General features: G+C 74.7%; 17 protein-coding genes. 4 read left to right on the forward strand and 13 right to left on the reverse strand.

Going from position 1 to position 20,685, the window contains the following annotated elements:
* Nucleotides 1-8: 8 nt before the first annotated feature.
* The 4 genes from ABT093_RS21260 to ABT093_RS21275 all read right to left on the reverse strand — a co-directional run bounded on the left by ABT093_RS21260 (nucleotide 9) and on the right by ABT093_RS21275 (nucleotide 3,596).
* A complete protein-coding gene (locus ABT093_RS21260; RefSeq protein ID WP_350566462.1) occupies nucleotides 9-251 on the reverse strand; it encodes an acyl carrier protein in 243 nt (80 codons plus the stop codon).
* 79 nt (nucleotides 252-330) lie between these two features.
* Nucleotides 331-1,365, reverse strand: a complete 1,035-nt coding sequence (locus ABT093_RS21265; RefSeq protein ID WP_350566464.1) for a beta-ketoacyl-ACP synthase III — start codon at nucleotides 1,363-1,365, stop codon at nucleotides 331-333.
* Complete coding sequence (locus ABT093_RS21270; RefSeq protein WP_350566466.1) at nucleotides 1,362-2,309, reverse strand: ACP S-malonyltransferase; 948 nt, start codon at nucleotides 2,307-2,309, stop codon at nucleotides 1,362-1,364. Before ABT093_RS21270 ends, ABT093_RS21265 begins: the two co-directional genes overlap by 4 nt.
* A 90-nt stretch (nucleotides 2,310-2,399) precedes the next feature.
* Nucleotides 2,400-3,596 carry a PucR family transcriptional regulator gene (locus tag ABT093_RS21275; RefSeq protein WP_350566500.1) on the reverse strand — a complete coding sequence of 399 codons (1,197 nt, stop codon included), beginning with the start codon at nucleotides 3,594-3,596 and terminating at the stop codon, nucleotides 2,400-2,402.
* Nucleotides 3,597-3,885: 289 nt separating this feature from the next.
* On the opposite strand from ABT093_RS21275, the gene ABT093_RS21280 reads away from it, so the two are divergent.
* The gene (locus tag ABT093_RS21280) at nucleotides 3,886-4,662 is read left to right on the forward strand and encodes a pirin family protein (protein WP_350566468.1); all 777 of its coding nucleotides are present in this window, start codon (nucleotides 3,886-3,888) and stop codon (nucleotides 4,660-4,662) included.
* A 5-nt stretch (nucleotides 4,663-4,667) separates the two neighbouring features.
* Here ABT093_RS21280 and ABT093_RS21285 read toward each other — a convergent pair whose 3' ends face one another.
* Entirely contained in the window at nucleotides 4,668-5,498 is an 831-nt protein-coding gene (locus ABT093_RS21285; RefSeq protein ID WP_350566470.1) for a serine hydrolase domain-containing protein, read from the reverse strand.
* Nucleotides 5,499-5,606: 108 nt separating this feature from the next.
* Here ABT093_RS21285 and ABT093_RS21290 point away from each other — a divergent pair, with 108 nt between their 5' ends.
* Both ABT093_RS21290 and ABT093_RS21295 read left to right on the forward strand, forming a co-directional pair.
* The gene (locus ABT093_RS21290; protein WP_350566472.1) at nucleotides 5,607-6,068 is read left to right on the forward strand and encodes a MerR family transcriptional regulator; all 462 of its coding nucleotides are present in this window, start codon (nucleotides 5,607-5,609) and stop codon (nucleotides 6,066-6,068) included.
* 307 nt (nucleotides 6,069-6,375) lie between these two features.
* Nucleotides 6,376-7,353, forward strand: coding sequence for a helix-turn-helix transcriptional regulator (locus tag ABT093_RS21295; RefSeq protein WP_350566474.1), 978 nt, complete (start codon nucleotides 6,376-6,378; stop codon nucleotides 7,351-7,353).
* A gap of 13 nt (nucleotides 7,354-7,366) precedes the next feature.
* On the opposite strand, the gene ABT093_RS21300 is transcribed toward ABT093_RS21295, so the two are convergent.
* The 8 genes from ABT093_RS21300 to ABT093_RS21335 form a co-directional block, all read right to left on the reverse strand.
* Nucleotides 7,367-8,578, reverse strand: a complete 1,212-nt coding sequence (locus tag ABT093_RS21300; RefSeq protein WP_350566476.1) for an alpha/beta hydrolase — start codon at nucleotides 8,576-8,578, stop codon at nucleotides 7,367-7,369.
* A 246-nt stretch (nucleotides 8,579-8,824) separates the two neighbouring features.
* Nucleotides 8,825-11,197, reverse strand: coding sequence for a Dyp-type peroxidase (locus ABT093_RS21305; protein WP_350566478.1), 2,373 nt, complete (start codon nucleotides 11,195-11,197; stop codon nucleotides 8,825-8,827).
* A 30-nt stretch (nucleotides 11,198-11,227) separates the two neighbouring features.
* A complete protein-coding gene (locus ABT093_RS21310; RefSeq protein ID WP_350566480.1) occupies nucleotides 11,228-13,165 on the reverse strand; it encodes a galactose oxidase early set domain-containing protein in 1,938 nt (645 codons plus the stop codon).
* A gap of 246 nt (nucleotides 13,166-13,411) precedes the next feature.
* Nucleotides 13,412-14,650: an acyltransferase family protein gene (locus ABT093_RS21315; protein ID WP_350566482.1), complete on the reverse strand. Its 1,239-nt coding sequence runs from the start codon at nucleotides 14,648-14,650 to the stop codon at nucleotides 13,412-13,414.
* A gap of 56 nt (nucleotides 14,651-14,706) precedes the next feature.
* Nucleotides 14,707-15,843, reverse strand: a complete 1,137-nt coding sequence (locus tag ABT093_RS21320) for an alpha/beta hydrolase (RefSeq protein WP_350566484.1) — start codon at nucleotides 15,841-15,843, stop codon at nucleotides 14,707-14,709.
* 179 nt (nucleotides 15,844-16,022) lie between these two features.
* The gene (locus ABT093_RS21325; protein ID WP_350566486.1) at nucleotides 16,023-16,697 is read right to left on the reverse strand and encodes a response regulator; all 675 of its coding nucleotides are present in this window, start codon (nucleotides 16,695-16,697) and stop codon (nucleotides 16,023-16,025) included.
* A 21-nt stretch (nucleotides 16,698-16,718) separates the two neighbouring features.
* Nucleotides 16,719-18,098, reverse strand: a complete 1,380-nt coding sequence (locus ABT093_RS21330) for a sensor histidine kinase (protein ID WP_350566488.1) — start codon at nucleotides 18,096-18,098, stop codon at nucleotides 16,719-16,721.
* A gap of 78 nt (nucleotides 18,099-18,176) precedes the next feature.
* The gene (locus ABT093_RS21335; RefSeq protein ID WP_350566490.1) at nucleotides 18,177-18,842 is read right to left on the reverse strand and encodes a TetR family transcriptional regulator; all 666 of its coding nucleotides are present in this window, start codon (nucleotides 18,840-18,842) and stop codon (nucleotides 18,177-18,179) included.
* Between the two features lie 337 nt (nucleotides 18,843-19,179).
* On the opposite strand from ABT093_RS21335, the gene ABT093_RS21340 reads away from it, so the two are divergent.
* Nucleotides 19,180-20,685 (forward strand): MFS transporter (locus tag ABT093_RS21340; protein WP_502884273.1); only part of this gene is annotated, 1,506 nt, incomplete at its 3' end.

The raw sequence follows: 20,685 nt of genomic DNA on the forward strand, positions 1-20,685 counted from the left end.
CCGACTGCTCAGGCGTGGCTGAGGATGTAGTCCACGGCGTCGCCGACGGTCTTCAGGTTCTTGACCTCGTCGTCCGGGATCTTGACGTCGAAGCGCTCCTCGGCGGCCACGACGACCTCGACCATGGACAGCGAGTCGACGTCCAGGTCGTCGGTGAAGGACTTGTCGAGCTCGACGTCCTCGGTCGGGATGCCGGCGATCTCGTTGACGATCTCGGCGAGACCGTCCAGGACCTCGTCCTTGGTAGCCATACTGGCTGCTCCTCTTCGGTGTTGAATGCGCCTGCCCGGCGGACGGACGCAGGTTTGCGGGTGGATCGGGCGAAAACGCCTAGGGGAGCGTAACGACTGCCGCGGCGTACACGAGACCCGCCCCGAACCCGATGATCAGGGCGAGGTCACCGCTGCGCGCCTCGCCGCTCTCCAGCATGCGCTCCATCGCCAGCGGGATGGAGGCCGCCGAGGTGTTCCCGGTCTCCGCGATGTCACGGGCGACGGGGACCGACTCGGGCAGCTTGAGGGCCTTGATCATGGCGTCGGTGATCCGCATGTTGGCCTGGTGCGGGATGAACGCGCCGAGCTGGTCGGCGGTGATCCCGGCGGCGTCCAGCGCCTGCTGGGCGACCTTGGCCATCTCCCAGACGGCCCAGCGGAAGACGGTCTGACCCTCCATCCGCAGGGCCGGCCACTTGACCTCCTCGCCGGCGCCGTTGACGGCGTCCTCCTTGGCGAAGGCGGTGTCCCAGGCCTCGGTCTGCGAGATGACGTCCTTCTGCGAGCCGTCCGAGCCCCAGATCAGCTTGCCGATGCCGGGGGTGTCGGAGGGGCCGACGATCGCGGCGCCGGCGCCGTCGCCGAAGATGAACGCGGTCGAGCGGTCCGAGGTGTCGGTCAGGTCGCTGAGCCGCTCCACGCCGATCACCAGCACGTACTCGGCGGTGCCGCCGCGGACCATGCCGTCGGCCAGGCCCAGGCCGTAGCCGAAGCCGGCGCAGGCGGCCGAGATGTCGAAGGCCGGGGCGGTGCCGCAGCCGAGCCGCTGGGCGATCTCGGTGGCGATGGCCGGGGTCTGCTTGAGGTGCGAGACGGTGGCGACGATCACGCCGCCGATCCGCGCCGGGTCGATCCCGGCCTGCGCGATCGCCTTGCCGGCGGCCTGCACCGACATCTCGGCGACCGACTCCTCGGGGCCCGCCCAGCGGCGCTCGGCGATCCCGCTGCGGGTGCGGATCCACTCGTCCGAGGAGTCGATCCAGGTCAGCACCTCGGCGTTCGGGATCACCCGGACCGGGCGGTAGCCGCCCACACCGTGGATGCGGGAGTACCGCGCCCCGGTGACCGGGCGGATCTGGGGGGTGTTGCTCATGCCTGCTCCTGCTCCTGACCGCCGTGCTCCGCGACGATCTCGCGGGCCTTGTCCAGGTCCGCGGGGGTCTTGAGGGCAAGCGTCGCCACGCCCTTGAGGTTGCGCTTGACCAGTCCGGTGAGGGTGCCCGCGGGGGCCAGCTCGATGACGGCGGTCGCGCCCAGCCGCTGCAGGGTCTCCATGCAGAGGTCCCAGCGGACCGGGTTGGAGACCTGCGACACCAGGCGGCTCAGCACCTCGGCGCCGGAGGCGACGACCCCGCCGTCCTGGTTGGAGACGTACGCGACCTTGGGGTCGGAGACCGGCAGGGTCGGGGCCAGCTTGGCCAGCCGCTCGACACCGGGGGCCATGTGGGCGGTGTGGAACGCGCCCGCCACCTTCAGCGCGACCAGGCGGGCGCCGGCCGGCGGGTCCTCGCGCAGCGCGTCCAGCTGCGGCAGGGTGCCGGCCGCGACGATCTGGCCGCCGCCGTTGTTGTTGGCCGCGGTCAGGCCGTGCTCGGCGAGCTTCGCCGCGACCTCCTCCGGGTCGCCGCCGAGCAGGGCGAGCATGCCCGTCTCGGTGGCCGCGGCGGCCTCGGCCATCGCGAGGCTGCGCTCGCGCACGAAGGTCAGCGCGTCGCGGGCGCTCAGCACGCCGGCGCCGGCCGCGGCGGTGATCTCGCCGACGCTGTGGCCGGCGACCGCGCCGACCAGCGCGCGGGCGGCGTCCTCGTCCGGGAACAGCGCCCGCGCGGTCACCAGGCCGGCCGCCACCAGCAGCGGCTGGGCGACGGCGGTGTCCTTGATCTCCTCGGCGTCCGCCTCCGTTCCGGCGCGCACGAGGTCGAGCCCGGCGACCTCCGACCAGCCCTGAAGGCGGTCGGCGACACCGTCGAGCTCCAGCCAAGGGCGGAGGAAACCGGGGGTCTGGGCACCCTGTCCAGGGGCGACGATTACGAGCACGGTTCAACCCTCTCTCGCCAGGCGCCCGCGGGCGGGTAGGCGACGGTAACGAAGAAAAGCATCCGGGATTGTAAGGTCCCTACAGCGTGGTCAGCTTGACTCCCCAGCGGCGGTGAGCCGCCCCAGCGCCAGTGCGATACGCAGGGTGAAGGCCGAACGCACGTCGGAGGGAGCGTAGCCCGTGACGTCGGTCACACGTCGGAGCCGGTAGCGCACCGTGTTGGGGTGGACGAAGAGCATCCGGGCGGCTCCCTCCAACGAGGAGGCCTGTTCCAGATAGACACTCAAGGTCTCCAGGAGTGCCGAGCCCGCCTCGTCCAGCGGTGTGTAGATCTCCTCCACCAGCTGGCGCCGGGCCGCCTGGTCTCCGGCCAGCGCGCGCTCCGGCAGCAGGTCGTCGGCCAGCACCGGGCGCGGCGCGTCCGGCCAGGCCGCGCAGGCCCGCAGGCCGGCCGCGGCGGCGTGCGCCGAGCGGGTCGCCGAGAGCAGGTCCGGCACGGTCGGGCCGACCACCACCGGGCCGGGCGCGAACTGGCCGATCAGGGCCCGGGCCGCGTGCACCGGCTCCTTGTCGCCGCCCACCACGACCACCAGGCGCTTGCCCAGCACCCCGGTCAGCACGTGCAGCTTGGCGTACCGGGCGGCGCGGCGGATCGCCTCGACCACCAGTTCGCTGTCCCCGTCCGGAGCCGAGCCCATCACCACCCGGACCTGGCTCGGCTGGCCCCAGCCGAGCGCGGCGGCCCGCGACAGCACGCCCTCGTCGGCGTCGCCGGAGAGCAGCGAGTTGACCACCAGCGCCTCCAGCCGGGCGTCCCAGGCGCCCCGGGCCTCGGCGGCCTGGGCGTACACCTGGGCGGTGGCGAAGGCGATCTCCCGGGCGTAGACCAGCACCGACTCGCGCATGTCGGCCTCGTCGCCGGGGGCGGCCACCTCCTCGATGGCCTCCTCCATCACCTCGATGGTGGTGCGGATCAGCTCGACGGTCTGGCGCAGGGTGATCGCCCGGGTCAGCTCGCGCGGCGCGGTGCCGAAGACGTCGGTGGAGATCGCCTGCGGGGCGTCCGGCTTGCGGTACCACTCGGTGAACGCGGCGATGCCGGCCTGGGCGACCAGGCCGATCCAGGAGCGGTGCTCCGGCGGCATCCGCCGGTACCAGCCGAGCTGGTCGTCCATCCGGGCGATCGCGGCCGAGGCGAGCTTGCCCGAGGACTTCTCCAGCCGCTTGAGGGTCGCGGCCCGGCGCTCGGCGCGCTCGGCGGCGAGCCGGCGCTCCTGCGCGGTCAGGCGCGGTGCCGCCCGTCCGGGCCGGTCTCTCCCGGCGCCCGGCGTCGGGCTCTTCCCGCTCTTGTCGGGATTGGCGGTCGGATCGCTCTTGGAGTTCGCGGAAGCGGCTGGCACAGGGACAAGACTGCCTCACCGGAGTGACTGCTCGTGCACAGGGCCCGGCACAGCGGCGGGGTGGTGGCGGTCACACCCGTCACCGGTGCCACGCGCGAGTGGGCGGGCGTGACGAGTGTCGGCACCGGGTCCAGAGCGCCCGGACCGAGCCATCGAGCAGGCTACGGTGGGTCCCGTGACCGATGCCCCCGCCCGCCCCCGCGCCGATCTGCGCCGCACCGCCGAGCGCTACCGCTCGACGCCCGCCGAGGGCGTCGAGACCAGGCACGCGTTCTCCTTCTCCGGGCACTACGACCCGAAGAACACCCACTTCGGCGCCCTGCTCGCGTGCAACGAGGAACTCCTCGCCCCCGGCGCCGGGTTCGACGAGCACAGGCACCGGGACACCGAGATCCTCACCTGGGTGCTGGAGGGCGCGCTCGCCCACCGGGACTCGTGCGGGCACGACGGGGTGGTGCGCCCCGGCATGGTCCAGCACCTGAGCGCCGGCTCCGGCGTCACGCACACCGAGCGCAACGTCGGCGGGGCCGAGGGGCCGGTCCGGTTCGTCCAGATGTGGCTCCAGCCCGACGTCTTCGACGCGCCCCCCGCGTACGGACTGCGCGGGGTGGAGCGCGCGGCCGACGGGTTGACGCTGCTCGCCTCCGGGCTGGCGCGGGACGCCGGTACCCGGGCGCTGCGGCTGCGGCGCGGTGACGCCGCGCTCTGGCTGGTGACGGCCGGGCCGTGGCAGCCGCTGCCCGCCCTGCCGGCCGCCGCCTACCGGTACGCGCACCTGACGGCCGGCTCGCTGGGCTACCGGACGGTGCCCGGCCCGCAGGGCGGGGGCCGCTCGATGGTCCCCGGCGACAGCGTGCGGATCACCGGGGACGCCTTCGTGGCGCCGACGGCCGGCGAGGACGGCGCGGAGCTGCTCCTGTGGGAGATGCACTCGCCGGTCTCGTACGGCTGAGGGCCCTACGGGAGTTCGGCGAGGACGGCGTCGCTCAGGGCCGGCCAGACCTCGGCGGCCCACGGGCCGAAGTCACGGTCGGTGAGCGCGATGCAGGCCGCGCCGGCCTGCGGGTCCACCCACAGGAAGGTGCCGGACTGGCCGAAGTGGCCGAAGGTGGCCGGGGAGTTGGCGGTGCCGGTCCAGTGCGGCGCCTTGCCGTCGCGGATCTCGAAGCCGAGGCCCCAGTCGTTGGGCCGGCGGTGGCCGAAGCCGGGCAGCACGCCGCTGGTGCCCGGGAAGGCGACCTCGCGGGTGGCGGCGCGCAGCGTGCCCGGGTCGAGCAGCTTGGGCGCCTGGAGCTCGGCGGCGAACCGGGTGAGGTCGGCGACGGTGGACAGGCCGCCGGCCCCGGCGGGGGAGCGGTGCGCGGTGTTGATCAGGGTGGCGTGCATGCCGAGCGGCTGGAACACGGCCTCGGCGGCGTAGCGGCCGAACTCGATGCCGGCGGCCCGCTCCAGGGCCTGCGCCAGGACGCCGAAGCCGGCGTTGGAGTAGAGCCGGCGGTTGCCGGGCGCGGCCATCACCTTGTTCTCGTCGAAGGCCAGGCCCGAGGTGTGGGCCAGCAGGTGCCGGACGGTCGAGCCCTCCGGCCCGGCCGGGTCGTCCAGCTCGAAGACGCCCTCCTCGACCGCGACCAGTACGGCGTACGAGGTGAGCAGCTTGGTCACCGACGCCAGCGGGAACAGGTGGTCCTGCGGTCCGTACGCGCCCAGCACCGCGCCGTCCGCGCCCCGTACGACGGCCGCCGCCGCGTGCGGCACCGGCCAGGTCTCGATCTTCCGCAAGCTCTCCATGGGCCCCGACTCTAACCGGGCCGGTCGGCCCGGCGGGACGGCCGGCTTGCTTCGAGTGCACTCCAAGCCGTTAGGGTCGTCGTCACGTTCGTCACCGGGGGGCCGACCATGACCGCACTCGCATCGTTCGAGGCCGAGCTGCGCACCTGCTGGGACGTGTTCCGGGATCCGGTCGGCGCGCCCGACCGCACGCCTCGGCACACCATCGGCGAGGTGTCGGCGGCCAGCGGGCTGACCGCGCACACCCTGCGCTGGTACGAGCGGATCGGCCTGCTCGACCCGGTGGACCGCTCGGCCTCGGGCCAGCGCCGGTACAGCGACGCCGACCTGCACCGGCTGGCCTTCCTCGGGCGGCTGCGGCTGACCGGGATGCCGGTGGCCGACATGCTGCGGTACGTGGAGCTGGCCCGGGAGGGCGAGCGGACCTCCGGGGACCGCCGCGACCTGCTGCTCGCCCACCGGGAGGCGGTGCGCCAGCAGATCGCGGACCTGCACGCGACGCTGGCCGTGCTCGACCACAAGATCGACGTGTACAACGGGCGGCTCGCCCGGTGCGCGGCGAGCCACTGAGGGCCGGTCGGAGCGCGCGGCCGAGGTGGGCGGCGAGCCGGGTGTACGGGTCGGCACCGGCCGGGGCGGGCCGAACGGGACGCCGCCGCCGCGTGGTTCGGCCGGCAGGCGGCCGGGGCGATCGCCGGCGCGGCCTCGGCGATCAGCTCCTCCAGCCGGTCGAGGGCGAGCCGGTACAGCGGGCGGGGGTCCTGGGTGGTGTCCGTGGGACGGGTCAACTCCATTGGTGCGGAAGGTTTTCGCTGCGGGAGGCAATCTCCCGGTAAAACCTGACAACCGTCGTCATGATTTCTGGGATCCTCGGTTCATGAAGGCCGACCGCCTGCTCTCGATCCTCCTGCTGCTCCAGACCCGCGGCCGGGTGCCCGCCACCGAACTGGCCGAACGGCTGGAGGTGTCGGTGCGCACCATCTACCGCGACGTCGAGGCGCTCTCGGCGGCCGGCGTTCCCGTCTGCACCGAGCGCGGCAGGCACGGCGGCATCAGCCTGCTGCCCGGCTACCGCACCGACGTCAGCGGTCTGACCGCCGACGAGGCGCGCGCCCTGTTCGTGCTCTCCGCCCAGGGCGCGCACAGCGACCTCGGGCTGGACGGCGCGCTCGGCTCGGCGCTGCGCAAGGTGATGGCCGCGCTGCCCGCCCCGCACCGGCCGGGCGCTGAGCGGATCAGCGAGCGCGTCCTGGTCGACCCGGCGCGCTGGCTGCAGGCGGGTGCCCCGCAGGGGCCGGACCTGGGCGAGCTGCAGTACGCGGTGTTCGCCGACCGCCGGCTGCGGCTGCGCTACCGGCACAGCGGCACGCCCGCGCCGTTGGAGTACACCGTGGACCCGTACGGCCTGGTCAGCAAGGCCTCGGTCTGGTACCTGGCGGCCGATCTGCACGGCGAGCCCCGGCTGTTCCGGGCCGACCGGGTGCTCTACGCGGAGACCTCGGAGGAGCCGGTGCGCCGGCGGCCCGGGGTGACGCTGGGCGAGGTCTGGGCGGTACTGCGCGAGCAGGTCGAGCGGCTGCCCAAGGAGTTGACGGTGAAGGTGCGGGTGCGGCGCGGACGGCTGGACATGTTCGTCCGGATCCACGGCGCCCGGCTCACCGCCCCGCCGCCGGAGACCGGCGGCGGGGCGCCCGAGGAGTGGGTCGAACTCGCCCTCGGCTTCCAGTCGTTGCCCGCCGTCCGGGCGCTGCTCGCGTTCGGCGCGGACGCCGAGGTGCTCTCCCCGCCGGCCGCCCGCCGGGAGATGGGCCGGGCCGCCGCCGAGGCCGTCCGGCTCTACCCCGAGGGGCGCTGAGGACGCCGAGCCGTCAGGCCTCCGGGGCGGGGCGGACCACGTCCTGGTAGGCGCCGAGGGCGACGGCCGCGAAGTTGTGCAGGCTGTCGGTTCCGGTGGCGAAGTAGCCGTTGTGGCCGGAGGACCGGGCCGAGGAGATCCGCTCCGACCCGAAGTCCAGCGAGGTCGGGTCGGCGCCGTGGCCGAGCCCGCCGACCTCCAGGTACGGCACGTTGCCGATCCAGTCGGTCTCGTTGCGGGTGGCCCAGACGTGCACCCCGGCGCCGAGTTCCGGGCTGCTCTCCACGCCCATGCCGGGGGAGCCGAACACCACCAGGTCGGTGATGCCGGTGGTGTCGGCCGGCGAGGCGGCCGCCCGGGGGATGTCCGGTGCGGCGGTGCCGCAGACCACCGAGCCGTAGGAGTGGCAGAACAGCGCGGGCGGGGCCTGGGGCCGGGTGGTCTCCTTGAGCCCGGCGAGCAGCCGGCGCAGCCGGGGGGCGCCGACGTCGGCGAGCCGGGAGGTCACCGCGTCGGGACCGAGGCCGGAGGGGGTGACGTAGCCGGTCCAGGCGACCACCGCGGTGCGGGTGCCCGGGGACTGCCGGTGCTCCTCCTGGTACAGGGCCCGGGCCATGCCGGCGGGGGAGCGCAGCGGTTCGACGGCCTGGTCGAAGTGGCCGAGGTCGGCGTCGGAGCCGGGGACGAGCACGGCGACCCGGTCGGCGCCGCCGAGGTCGCCCCAGACCTCGGTGAGCAGGCCGCGCCCGCGCGGGTCGAAGGCGAGGATCTGACGGCCCGGCGCGAGCAGGCTCTGCACGTCGTTGGCGCGGGAGACGGCGAGCGCGCGCTGCTCCGGGGCGAGGGCGTGGTCGGCGGCCCGGGCCCGGGCGCGGTCGCGCTCGGCGGCCAGCGCGATCCGGTTGGCCCGGTAGCGCAGGGCGAGCGGGGCGCCGTCGAAGTTGCCGACCACCAGTGGGTAGGCCTCGACCAGCCGGTCCAGTTCGGCCGGGGACAGCTGGGCGAAGAACTCGGCGGCGGCGGCCGGGGCGGTGGTGGCCGGGTCGGGCAGGTCCCGGTCGTAGGTGTGGTCCTCGACCCAGGCGGCGCTGCCGGCCGGCGGGGTGGAGATGGCCAACTGCTCGGTGGCCGCCGCGGCCTGGGCGGCCGCCGCACCGGCGTCGGCGAGGACGGCGGCGCCCGCGAAGGCGCCGATCAGGACGTGCTTCCACCGCCGACGGCGCATCGCCTCAACTCCCTGAGAGTCCCGTCACCGATCCCGGACGGGGCCCGGAGGGTGGTACGACTGCCAACTTCCCTGCGCAAGCCTAGGGGCCAGGAGGCGCGCTGGGCGCGGCTCAAACTGTGGGATGGATCACATGAACCGGGAGTGTCCCGGATGCGTCCCGATCGTTCGCGTGAGCACCGGTGCGCCCCCGCGACCGGGCGGTCGCGGGGGCGCCGGGGCGGGGCCGGGACGGGGCCGGAGGCCCTACCCGCTCAGCGAGTTCCAGGCCGAGCAGGAGCGCGCGCCGCTGACCAGGCGGTCCGGGTGGCCGCTGCCGTCGGCCACCGAGATCCGGCGGTAGCTGTCGCCGTGGAAGACCCAGTACTCGCTCTTGCCGCCGATCCGCTGGGCGTCCGGGACGGGCAGGAAGCAGTCCACCGCGGTGACGCCGTTCAGCGAGCCCCACTGGGACAGCTGCCGGTCGGAGCGTTCCAGGACGTCGGTGTGCGCGGCGCCGTCGGCGACCGAGATCAGCCGGTACTGCTGGCGGCCGCCGGTGGTGTGGAAGCACCAGTACCAGCTCTTGCCGCCCACCCGCTGCTGGTCGGGGACGGGCAGGAAGCAGTCCACCCGCTCGACCCCGCCCAGCGAGGCCCAGGAGGTGAGGTCGCGGTCCGGGCGCTCCAGCGCGCCGGTGTGCCCGCCGCCGCCGCTGATCGAGACCGCCCGGTACTGCTGGCGGCCGCCGGTGCTGTGGAAGACCCAGTACCAGCTCTTGCCGCCGGGGTTCTGCAGGTCGGGCATCGGCAGGACGCAGTCGATCCGGCCGACGCCCTGGAAACAGGGGTGGCTGCTCAGCGGGGTGTCGCCCTTGACCACCTGGTCGGTGTGGGCGGAGCCGTCGGCCACCGAGATCTTCCGGTACCGGTCGCCGTGGCCGACCCAGAACTGGCTCCGGCCGCCGCGCCGCCACTGGTCGGGGACGGGCAGGAAGTCGTCGCAGGGGTACGCCGGACCGCCCACGGCGGTGCTCTGGCCGCCCGGCTGGGTCTGGGTCTGGCTCTGCCCGCCGCCCTGGCCGCCCTGGCCCGTCTGACCTGTCTGGCCCGTCTGGCCGCCGGCGGCGGGGCCGACGAGCCGTCCGTCGGCGAGCCCCCGCAGGGTGCTGAGGGACGGCATGAAGGCGTACACCGATCCGGTGGTCTGCACGAACTGGGCGAAGCTCAGCGGAGTGTGCTTGATGCTGCCGTTCGACTCCCGGCTCTCGAAGTCGACGTCGGGGGCCTCCTGGGTGACCGGGTCCTTCCCGGGCACCGGGTTGCGTCCGGGCGGGAAGTCCGGCTGGTCCATCCAGTCGGCCTGGATGAACTCGAACTGCCGCTGGATGTCGGCCTGGTAACAGACGAACAGCAGGCCGCGCGGGTCGTCCGGTCCGCCCGGGCCCTCCGAGGCCGGGTCGAACGGCGCCCCGTAGGGCGTGCCGCGGCGCATGATCCGGCGGCCGTCGAGCGCCTTGGCGTCGAGCGGCGGCTGACCGGGGTCGGGCGCCTGGAGGCCGGCGCGCGGGCTGGTCTTGCGCAGGTGCGACCAGAGCGGGGTGACCAGGCCCTCCAGGTCGTCCCGGAAGTCGAAGTCGTTGTCGGAGGCGGCACCCGGGTCGTTCGGGACGTCGTGGTCCCTGAAGTGGCACACCGGGGCGCCGGAGCGCCAGCGGCCGACCATCCGGGCGGCCAGCCACTCGGTGGTGGCGCCGTCCGGGACGGCCTTGGCGAGCCTCAGCTCCTTGAGCTTGACGCCGGCCTGCGACCACCAGCCGGGGACGTCCTGGGCGAGCCGGCGGACGACCTGGAAGGAGCCGCCGTGCGCCCACGCGGGGAAGTCCCGGAAGCTGCCGGGGGCCGGTTCCTCGCCGCAGACGAACTCCCCGGCCGGGATGATCCGGGTCCCCGGGTGGCCCTCGACCTCCTCCGGCCGGTCGGGGGCGGGCCGGTCGAAGCCGCGCACGCCGGGCTCGCTGATGCCGTCCTTGAAGCCGAAGTGCTCCTTGCCGCGGCGGCTGCCGAGCAGGGTCTGCGCGTTCTGCTGGTAGACGATCAGCACCCGGCACTCGGCGGCGGCGATCCGCTGGGCCTCGACGGCCGCCTGGAGGTCCTTCTCGGTGTCCGCGGAGAGCTTCAGCACGGCGTGCACCGGCTGGGTCCCCTCGTTGCCGAACAGCCAGTTCTCCGGGGAGTTGTCGCCGGTGTCGCCGAGTGCGCCGGCCCGCCTGGCCGAGCCCTCCTTGAACGCCTCCAGGCCGGTGCCCACCGGCGGGGGCTGCGGGAAGGGGTCGGTGGCGGAGAGCATCCGCAGGCCCTCGTAGGTGAAGCTGACGCCCAGCCAGGTGGCCTTGAGGGTCTTGGGGTCGTCGCCGCCGGAGGTCCTGCGGGCCTCGCTGAACGCCTCGTTGAACGCGGTCACCTCGCGGGTGGTGGCGATCTGCGGGGTGAGCCGCCGGAGCCAGTCGCGGGCCCGTGCGGCGTCCTCGAACTTGAGGAAGAGGACGCTGACGTTGTCCTTCTTGAAGCCGGCCAGGATGTCGCCCTGGATCTCCTCGCTGTCGCGCAGGCGCAGATCCGGGGCCGTTGCCGTTGCCATGGGGTCGGGGTCTCCTATCCGGGGTGGGGGTCAGGCGGTGGGGCCGAGCTGGATCCACTTGGCGACGGAGGGCACGCCCCGGTCGTTGAGCAGGAAGAGCAGGTACCAGCCGGGCGGTGCGGCCTTGGCGTCCGGCGGGGCCTGCAGCTCCAGCCGGTTGCCGGCCCGGCTGCTGAGCCGCAGGTCGAGGTGGCGCTGGCTGGTGTTGACCGAGTGGGTGGAGGTGGTGGGCGAGAGCAGCACGGCCTTGGAGACCAGGCCGGGGGTCTCGGTGGTGACCTGGAAGGTCTTGTCGTAGCCGACGGGGGTGGTCGGGGCCCGGTCGAGGGAGGGGCGGTCGCCCTGGTGGAGGTAGGCCGGCTCGTAGATCTCGATGGTCCCGTTCATGGTGACCGGGCCGTCCGTGCCGGGGATGTCGCTCACCGTGCCGTTGATGTCCGGGTTGTTGGCGATCTGCTGGAGCTCGTCGCCGGTGACCATGACGCGCCCGTCGGGCAGGACGACGGCGTTGGAGTGGTAGCCGCGCGGCAGCCGCTGGACCGGGCCGAGCTTCCAGTTGCCCTGGTCGTCGCGGAGTTCGACCTGGCGGTACTTGAGGTCGGCGTTCGGGTTGTAGGGGCCGTTGCCGTAGTCCCGGATGTCGTAGGCGCCGTTGACGGTCATCAGCCGGCCGTTGGGCAGCAGCAGGGTGTCGTCCTGGGTGCGGCCGAAGGCGCGGGACTTCTCGGCGGTCCAGCTGCCGTTGGAGAAGCGCAGGGTGCTCGGGTTGTCCCGGTCGCCGCCGAGGATCAGCGCGGAGTCCGGGCCGTTGACGCCGCCGGGCAGCGGGACGGCCGAGCCGTAGTTGCGCTTGCGGCCGTCCGGGCGGGCGGTCAGGTCGCTGCGGGTCTCGGCGACCGGGTCGAACTTCCATTGCTCGGCGGCCTGGCGGCCGAAGCCGTAGACCTGGCCGTCGTTGAGCGAGAACAGGTGCGGGTAGTCCAGGGAGAACGGGGCGTCGGCCGCGAAGCGGTCGACGGGGGTGTTCCTCGGGGTCTCGCTCTTCAGCGAGGGCACCGGGTAGTCCTTGGCGGGGAAGCGCTCGACCACCGGGGTGGGGGTGCCCCAGCCGAGTTCGGACTGGCCGGACATGATCAGCTGCCGGCCGTCCGCGCCGGTCACCACCGAGGGGTACCAGCGGCCCACCGACATGTCGGGGTTGCGGGTCCAGGTCTCGGTCCACGGGTCGAAGATCAGCGAGAGCTTGGCGCCGGTGCCGCCGTTGCCGCCGAGGTTGCCGCCGAAGACGCCGAGCATGCCATTGGGCAGGAAGGAGTGGCCGGCGCAGAAGAACGGCGCCGGACGGGGCTGGTTCAGGCCGTCGGGCATGTTGACCACGGGCGGGGTGACCTGCTTGAACGCGTCCTTGCCGTAGCCCTTGGCCGGGTCCCAGAGGAACGCCCGGCCCGCGTTCTCCCGCCCGGTGGTCTGGGTGGGGGCGGGCTCCTTCTCCGGGTTGGTCTCGATCCGCTCGAAGGAGAACAGCAGCACCTTGCCGGTGGGCAGCAGCGCGATGTGGTCGCCGAAGTCGGGGGAGGGGAAGTACTGGTTGAACGCCCCGAAGGTCTCGGGGGCGAAGCCCTTGTTGTGGGCGGCCTGGGACTCCGTCAGGGCGTTCAGCCGGTTGGTGCGGGTGGTCTGCGGGTAGTCGCCGACGCCGCGGACGGCCGCGCGCATCCGGGCGTGCTCCTCGGCGTGCTCCTGGCCGAGCGCGGCGACCTCGTCGTCGCGCAGCTCGGCGAGCATCCGGGGGTCGGGGACCTTGGGGGCGGTGGCGGCCGAGCCGTCGGGCGCGTCGTGGCCGCCGGAGCCGTGGGCGGCGGCGGGGGCGACGGCGGACAGGACGGTGCCGGCGGTCAGCGCACAGACCACGGCGGTGGCGAGCACGGTCGGAAGGCGTCGGCCGCGCCGTGGCGGGGACAGGGACATGGAACTCCTCGGGCAGGGGCCGTCCGGCTCGGAACTCCGGGCGGGGGGAAGGGGCAACGGCCGACGGGGCAGGGCCCGGTCGCCGACAGCCAACAGGTCATCACGGTGGGTGGCGGTTCGCATGCGGAGGCACTGCGTTCGGCGGGGACGGGGCCCGCAGGCGGGTGAGCCGGGGCGTGCCGGAACACGGAGAGGGGCGTGGACCGTCGGTCCGCGCCCCTCCACCGCCCCGCGTGCCCGCGTACGTCAGACGACGCCCAGCGCGTACGCGGTGAAGAACGCCGCTCCCGCGCCGGCCACCGCCCTGGCCGGCCGGGAGAAGCCCGTCCACGGGCCGTCGAAGCGCCGGGTGAACCACCCGATGGCGACCAGTACCGCCCCGAACAGCGGCAGCAGCGTCAGCCGGATCGCGACCCAGCCGAGCGAGTCCGGAGCCACCGTCAGCCCCGGCACCGCGCCGAAGGCCGCCGCGCCCGGCACCGCGACCGCGAGCATCGCGCTCTGGTGCCAGCAGAAGATCGTCATCGCCGAGAGGTTCACCGCCACCACCGGCAGCCAGAGCAGCGGACGGCGGGTCAGCAGCCGGCCGAGCCGCTCGCGCAGCAGCACCGCCGCGCCGCACTGCACCGAGGCCAGCGCCAGGACCAGCAGGGACGGCGGGTGCGAGTTGGTGCGCCCGGCGCCCGGCACGCCGACCATCGACGCCGGGTAGTGGAAGACCACCAGCAGCACGGCGAACAGCACCCCGCCGCCGGCCAGCAGCAGCCTTGCCGCCGGACGGCCCAGCCGCCCCCCGGCCCAGAGCACGCCCAGCTGGTAGCCGAACAGCCAGCCCGGCAGGATGTTCAGCAGGCCCACCCAGGACGGCACCGCCTGCGCCCACGGCCCGTAGCGCAGCAGGTCGACGACGGCGACCGCGGCGAGCAGCAGGCCCGCCGACCGGCCGCCCAGCCGGCGGGCGGCGCCCGCGCAGAGCGGGGTGAGCGCGGTCAGGCCCAGGTAGACCGCGATGTACCAGAGCGGCTGCACCACCAGCGTCGAGCCGGTGCGCACGGTGTCGGCGGGGACGCCGAGGCGCGGCAGCAGCGGGATCAGCAGCGCCCAGACGGCGGTCACCCCGAGCACCGGCCGCAGCAGCCGCACCGCCCGGCCGCGCAGCCAGCCCCCGTAGCCGACGCCCCGGGCCCGGGCGCGTTCCAGCGAGCGGACCGCGGAGTGGCCGCCGACCAGGAAGAACACGCCCAGCAGCTGGAGCCCCCAGCTGGCCGGGGCGAAGAAGCCGAGGTCGGGGGAGGAGAGCGGGCTGGCGTTGTGCAGGGCGCCGTCGGCGGAGCGGGTGAAGCCGCCGAGCAGCCAGTGGCCCACCGGGACGGCGAGCAGGGCGACGGCGCGCAGGCCGTCCAGGGCGCGGTCGCGGCTCTCGGGGGTGCGGGCGTCCACCTGGCGGGCGGCCCGGTGCAGGGGGGCGAGCAGGGAACTGGGCATGACGGGGTCTCCGTTCGCGGGGTGCGGCGGTGGTCCGGGGAGGGGAGCGGCCGGGGTCAGCGGCCGAGGGCGAGGCCGGCGAAGGCGGCCAGCGAGGCGGTGCCCGGGGCGAAGTAGCCGGTGTGGCCGTGCGACCCGGTGGACGGCAGCGGGCGGGCGCCGAAGGCTGGCGCGGTCGGGTCGGCGCCGTGCCCGAGGCCGAACAGGCGCACGTTCGGCACGTTGCCGATCCAGTCCGAGCCGTTGCGGGCGGTGGCCCAGAGCGGGACGCGCGGGTCGAGGTCGGCGGCGGAGCCGACGCCCAGGCCCGGCGAGCCCAGCACCACCACGCCGGAGGCCTGTCGCGGGCCCGGCCGGGCCAGCCCGCAGACCACCGAGCCGTAGCTGTGGCAGAACACCGTGGCCGGGGCGTCGGGCCGGGTGCTGACGGCGAGTCCGTCGAGCAGCCGGTTCAGCCGCTCGGCGCCGGCCCCGGCCAGGGTCTCGGTGGCGGCGTCCGGGCCCAGCCCGACCGGGGTGGTGTAGCCGGCCCAGGCGATCACGGCGGTGCGCCCGCCGGTCGCCTCGTACAGCGCCCGGGCCATGCCGACGGGCGTGCCGTACGGGTCGCCGGCCCGGTCGAAGGTGCGCAGGTCGATGTCCGAGCCGGGGACGACGACCGCGGTGCGCCGGGCGCCGGCGAGGTCGCCGAACACCTCGGCGATCTGGCCGCGCCCGCGCGGGTCGAAGGCGAGGAGGCGGCGCGGCCCGCCGGACGCGGCCCCGTCGAGCAGGGTCCGGTAGCGCTCGGCCCGCTCCCGGGCGGCGGCGCGGTCCTGCGCGGTGAGCGCCGGGTCGGCGGCCCGGGCGAGGGCGCGCTCGCGCTCCCCGGCGACGGCCCGGGCGTTGGCCCGGTGGCGCAGCTCGACGGGCGCGCCGTCCAGGTTGCCGACCACCAGCGGGTGGCGGACGGCCAGCTCCTCCCGGGCGGCGGGCGGCAGCGCGGTGAAGAAGGCGGCGACCTCGGCGGGGGAGGCGGTGGCGGGGTCGGGCAGCGGGCGCCCGAGGGCGGTGTCGGCCCGCCAGGCGGCGGCCCCGGGCGGCGGACCGGTCACCGCGCGCTCGCCGCCGGCGGCCCAGCCGCCCGCCCCCAGTACCGCGGCCAGCGCCAGCGCGGCGGCGGCCGCCGCGCGGCCGATCCGATTCCTCGTCATGTCCCGTTCCTCCGGCCCGTTCGGCTTCGACGGGGAGGACGGTAGGAACGAGGTGGCCCCGCGGACATCGCACCGCGGGGCCAACTGCCGGGTGCTACCCGGGTATCAGGGGGCTATCCCCCGGGGGACAGCCCCCTTGCGCTCCGGGGGAGGGGCCCACCGGGGTCCGGGGAAGCGGCTCACTGACCCGGGGTCACCAGGCCGGACTCGTAGGCGAGCACCACCGCCTGGGCGCGGTCGCGCAGGTCGAGCTTGGCCAGGATCCGGCCGATGTGGGTCTTCACGGTCTGCTCGGCGAGCACCAGCCGGGCGGCGATCTCCTGATTGGACAGGCCGCGGGCGATGAGCTCCAGGACCTCCGTCTCGCGCGGGGTCAGCCCGTTGAGCCGCACCTTGGGGTCGCGGCGCCTGGCCGGCCTGGTCCGGGCGAAGTCCTCGATCAGCCGCCGGGTCACCGAGGGGGCGAGCAGCGCCTCGCCGGCCGCGACCACCCGGACGGCGGCGATGAGGTCGTCCGGCGGCGCGTCCTTGAGCAGGAAGCCGCTGGCGCCGGCGCGCAGCGCGTCGTAGACGTAGTCGTCCACGTCGAAGGTGGTCAGCATCAGCACCTTGGGGCGGTGCGCGCCGGGCACGGCCGGGTCCAGCAGCCGGCGGGCCGCCTCCAGGCCGTCCATCACGGGCATCCGGACGTCCATCAGCACGACGTCCGGGTGGGTGCGGCCGCTCACCTCCAGGGCCTGGGCGCCGTCGGCGGCGTCCCCCACCACGTCGATGTCGCTCTGCGCGTTCAGCAGGGCGGCGAAGCCGGCCCGCACCATCGCCTGGTCGTCGACGATGATCACGCGGATGGTCATAGGGTGCTCTCCCGGGGGCTCCTACGGTCCGGCCGGCCGCCCCTCCGGTTCCTCCGGTGCGGGGCCGCCGGGCCGGCGGTCGTCCGATCGAGTATCCGCCAGGGCGGGAACCGGCAGGACGGCGGCCACCGTGAAGCCGCCGTCCGGCAGCGGCCCGGTGTCCAGCCGGCCGCCCAGCAGCCGCACCCGCTCGCGCATGCCGACCAGTCCCTGGCCGGTGCCCTCGACCGAGGCCTCCAGCGACTCGGCCCGCACCGGCGGCGCCGCGTTGACCACGGTGACCAGCAGGGATCCGTCGGTGACGGCCAGCGAGACCCAGGCCGCGGCGCCGGGGGCGTGCCGGACCACGTTGGCCAGCGCCTCCTGGACGATCCGGTAGACCGAGAGCCCGACGGCCGGCGGCAGCGGGTCGCCGGCCAGCTCCGGGGCGAGCGTCAGCTCGGCGGACACCCCGGCCCGGCCGACCGTCTCGACCAGCTGGGCGAGCTGCCCGACGCCCGGCTGCGGCGCCGTCTCGGCGCCGGACTCCTCGCTGCGCAGCACGCCGAGCAGCCGCCGCATCTCGGCCAGCGACTCGCGCGCGCCACCGGCGATCGCGGTGAACTCCTCGGCGGCCTCGGCCGGTACGCCGGCGATCCGGTACGGCGCGCTGGCCGCCTGCACGGCGATCACCGACATGTGGTGGGCGACCACGTCGTGCAGCTCGCGGGCGATCCGGGCGCGCTCCTCCAGCAGGGTGCGCCGCTCGCGTTCGGCCTCGCTGATGTGCTCCTGCTCGGCGAGCAGCCGGCGGGCCTCGGCGCGCTCGCGCAGCGCCCCGCCGAGCACCAGGACGGCGCCGGCCAGGGCGATGGCGAGCAGGCTGTTGTCGCCGCCGAACCCGCCGGCGAGGCCGACGACGGAGAGCGCCGGGCTCGCCGCGGCGGTGACCAGCCAGACCGCGACCAGGGTCCGCCGGGCCTCGCGCAGGGCGAGCGTCAGCATCAGCAGCAGGTAGCCGACCAGGCCGGGCGGAGGCCACGGCCAGGGGCCGTCGACCCCCTGGGCGGTGGCGCCGTCGCCGGTGCCGAGGACCAGCAGCGAGGTCAGCAGGGCGCCGCCGCCGATCATCCACCAGGCGGGCAGCGGCCGGGTGACGGCGAGCAGCAGCGGCACCGTCTGGGCGACCGCGAGGGCGGCGGCCGGGCCGGCGTCCACCCCGTAGTCGTTGACCAGCACGGCGATGGTGGTGGGCAGCAGCGCGGCGGTCGCGGCCAGGGCGAGGACGTACGGCAGGAGGCGGACCCAGCGGCGGGAGGCCTGGGCGAGCAGCGGGGTGTGGTCGGCGGACGGGCGGGTGAGCGGGGCGAGCAGCGCGCGCACCGGACCGCCCGGGGCCGGCCCGGTGAGTGGCTTGGACATCCGGTCAGCCTAGGGCGGCACGGGGCGGCCGGCGTCCCACCGGGGTCCGGACTCCCGCGTAGTACCCGGGTATGAGGGTCACGGTCTCCAGTCGCCGACCAGGGCCGGGCCGAGCAGGTCCAGGTGCCGGCCGATCAGCGCGACCATGCCCTCCGGGCCGGTGTCCTCCTGGTCGGTGCTCCAGGACAGGTGGGCGGCGCGCAGCACGCCGCCGAAGGCCGCCGCGAGCACGGCGGGGCGCAGGTCCTCGGCCGGGTCGAGGCCCTCGCGCTCGGCGATGATCGTGGCCACCACCCGTTCCTGTTCGGTGACCCGGCGCAGGTGGGCGGCGAGCAGGGTGGGGCTGGTCTCGATCATCTGGATCAGCTCCAGCGCGGCCGTCACCGAGGAGGGCCCGGTGTCGCGGCCCGCGCCGCGCTCCAGCCAGGAGCCGACGATCGCGGCGCGCAGCGCCCGGAGCGGGTTCTCCTCGGCGGGGCGGGCCCGCAGCAGCTCGATGAAGTGGTCCTCGGCCTCGGCGAGGACGGCGAGGGCGACCTCGTCCTTGTTGGCGAAGTAGCGGAAGAAGGTCCGCTGCGAGACGTCGACGGCGCCGGCGATCTCGTCGACGGTGGTGCGGGAGAAGCCCTGGCCGAGGAAGAGCCGGTGGGCCGCCTCGATGAGGGCGTCCCGGGTGCGCTGCTTCTTCCGGGCGCGCAGTCCGGGCTCCTGGGCGGGGGCGGGGGATGCGGGCTGAGCGGCCATGGCGGGGGCCTTCCGGAGGGTGATCGGGCTGGTGCTGTGGAGGCTACTGTAGCGATCTGACAAATGGCAGAGAGGCGCAGAAGGCAGCGTTTGCCGAATGTCAGTCGCTGACATAATGTGCCTTGGTGGCGCCCCGGGGCCGGGCACTCGTGGGGACGGGTGGGCCGGGGGCGCCACCACCGACGTCCGCCCGCTGCCAGCCCCCCGGAGGGCCCAGATGAGCCAGTCCCTGACCAAGAGCGCCACGGCGGAGGCATCGCCGCCGGGTACCTCGCCGGGCGGGAGGAGCCTCCAGGGACACCCCTGGCTGACCCTGCTCACCGTCGCCGTCGGCGTGATGATGGTCGCCCTGGACGGCACGATCGTCGCGATCGCCAACCCGGTGATCCAGGCCGACCTCAACGCCGCGCCCTCCGAGATCCAGTGGGTGACCAGCGGCTACCTGCTCGCCCTCGCGGTCTTCCTGATCACCGCCGGCAAGATCGGCGACCGGTTCGGCCACAAGAACACCTTCCTGGTCGGCGCGGTCGGCTTCGCGGCCACCTCGGCGGCGATCGGCTTCGCCGGGAACATCCAGACGGTGATCGCCTTCCGCGTCCTGCAGGGCCTGTTCGGCGCGCTGCTCCAGCCGGCCGCGCTCGGCCTGCTGCGCGGGGCCTTCCCGGCCGAGAAGCTCAACATGGCGATCGGCATCTGGGGCGGCGTCATCGGCGCCTCCACCGCGGCCGGTCCGATCGTCGGCGGCCTGCTGGTCGAGCACGTCAACTGGGAGTCGGTGTTCTTCATCAACATCCCGGTCGGCGTGATCGCGCTGGCCCTCGGCCTGTGGATCCTGCGGGACGTGCGGGCCGAGAACGCCGCCAAGTCCTTCGACATCCCCGGCATCGTGCTGCTCTCGACGGCGATGTTCGCGCTGGTCTTCGGCATCATCAAGGCCCCCGAGTGGGGCTGGGGAGACGTCTCCACGCTGGTCTTCCTGGGCGGCGCGGTCGTGCTGATGACCGCCTTCGCGTTCTGGCAGCGGGTGGCCAGGGAGCCGCTGATCCCGCTCAGCCTGTTCCGTTCGCTGCCGCTGTCGGCCGGCACCCTGCTGATGGTGCTGATGGCCTTCTCGTTCTTCGGCGCGATCTTCTTCGTGACCTTCTACCTGCAGAACGTGCACGGCATGACGCCGGTCCAGGCGGGCGTCCACCTGCTGCCCATGACCGGCATGATGATCATCGGATCGCCGGTGGCGGGCATCGCGATCGGCAAGCTGGGCCCGCGGATCCCGATCGTGGCCGGCATGCTGATCACCACCGTCGCGATGTTCGGCATGTCCACCCTGGACGCCGGCTCCGGCAACGGCGTGATGGCGCTCTGGTTCGTGCTGATGGGCCTGGGCATCAGCCCGGTCATGGTCGGCGCCACCGAGGTCATCGTCGGCAACGCGCCGCTGGAGCTCTCCGGCGTCGCCGGCGGTCTCCAGCAGTCCGCGATGCAGGTCGGCGGCAGCCTCGGCACCGCCGTGCTGGGCGCGCTGATGGCCGCCCGGGTCACCGACACGCTGCCCGGCGAGTGGGCCGACGCGGGTCTGCCGCCGGTGGACCCGGCGCAGGCCGAGGGCCTCAACCAGGCCGCCCAGCTCGGCATCGCCCCGCCCGCCCCGGCCGGCACCCCCCAGCAGGTGGTCGACGCGATGGCCGGAGCCGTGCACGACTCCTTCGTCAGCGGCATGTCGCTGGCCTTCGCGGTCGCCTCGGTGGTCGCCCCGTTCTTCACCGCCAGCAGGCACGAGCCGCCCTCGGGGGCGACCAGGCGTCGGCGTTCGGCCGGGGTCAGCGAGTCCCACGAGCGGCGCACC

The sequence above is a fragment of the Kitasatospora sp. NPDC002551 genome, from assembly GCF_040296005.1.
Taxonomy (GTDB): Bacteria; Actinomycetota; Actinomycetes; order Streptomycetales; family Streptomycetaceae; genus Kitasatospora.

Coding starts and splice junctions, on each gene's coding strand:
- ABT093_RS21260 (WP_350566462.1), bottom strand. CDS start 251: ATGGCTACCAAGGACGAGGTCCTGGACGGTCTCGCCGAGATCGTCAAC.
- ABT093_RS21265 (WP_350566464.1), bottom strand. CDS start 1,365: ATGAGCAACACCCCCCAGATCCGCCCGGTCACCGGGGCGCGGTACTCC.
- ABT093_RS21285 (WP_350566470.1), bottom strand. CDS start 5,498: ATGGAGAGCTTGCGGAAGATCGAGACCTGGCCGGTGCCGCACGCGGCG.
- ABT093_RS21290 (WP_350566472.1), top strand. CDS start 5,607: ATGACCGCACTCGCATCGTTCGAGGCCGAGCTGCGCACCTGCTGGGAC.
- ABT093_RS21295 (WP_350566474.1), top strand. CDS start 6,376: ATGAAGGCCGACCGCCTGCTCTCGATCCTCCTGCTGCTCCAGACCCGC.
- ABT093_RS21300 (WP_350566476.1), bottom strand. CDS start 8,578: ATGCGCCGTCGGCGGTGGAAGCACGTCCTGATCGGCGCCTTCGCGGGC.
- ABT093_RS21305 (WP_350566478.1), bottom strand. CDS start 11,197: ATGGCAACGGCAACGGCCCCGGATCTGCGCCTGCGCGACAGCGAGGAG.
- ABT093_RS21310 (WP_350566480.1), bottom strand. CDS start 13,165: ATGTCCCTGTCCCCGCCACGGCGCGGCCGACGCCTTCCGACCGTGCTC.
- ABT093_RS21315 (WP_350566482.1), bottom strand. CDS start 14,650: ATGCCCAGTTCCCTGCTCGCCCCCCTGCACCGGGCCGCCCGCCAGGTG.
- ABT093_RS21320 (WP_350566484.1), bottom strand. CDS start 15,843: ATGACGAGGAATCGGATCGGCCGCGCGGCGGCCGCCGCCGCGCTGGCG.
- ABT093_RS21325 (WP_350566486.1), bottom strand. CDS start 16,697: ATGACCATCCGCGTGATCATCGTCGACGACCAGGCGATGGTGCGGGCC.
- ABT093_RS21330 (WP_350566488.1), bottom strand. CDS start 18,098: ATGTCCAAGCCACTCACCGGGCCGGCCCCGGGCGGTCCGGTGCGCGCG.
- ABT093_RS21335 (WP_350566490.1), bottom strand. CDS start 18,842: ATGGCCGCTCAGCCCGCATCCCCCGCCCCCGCCCAGGAGCCCGGACTG.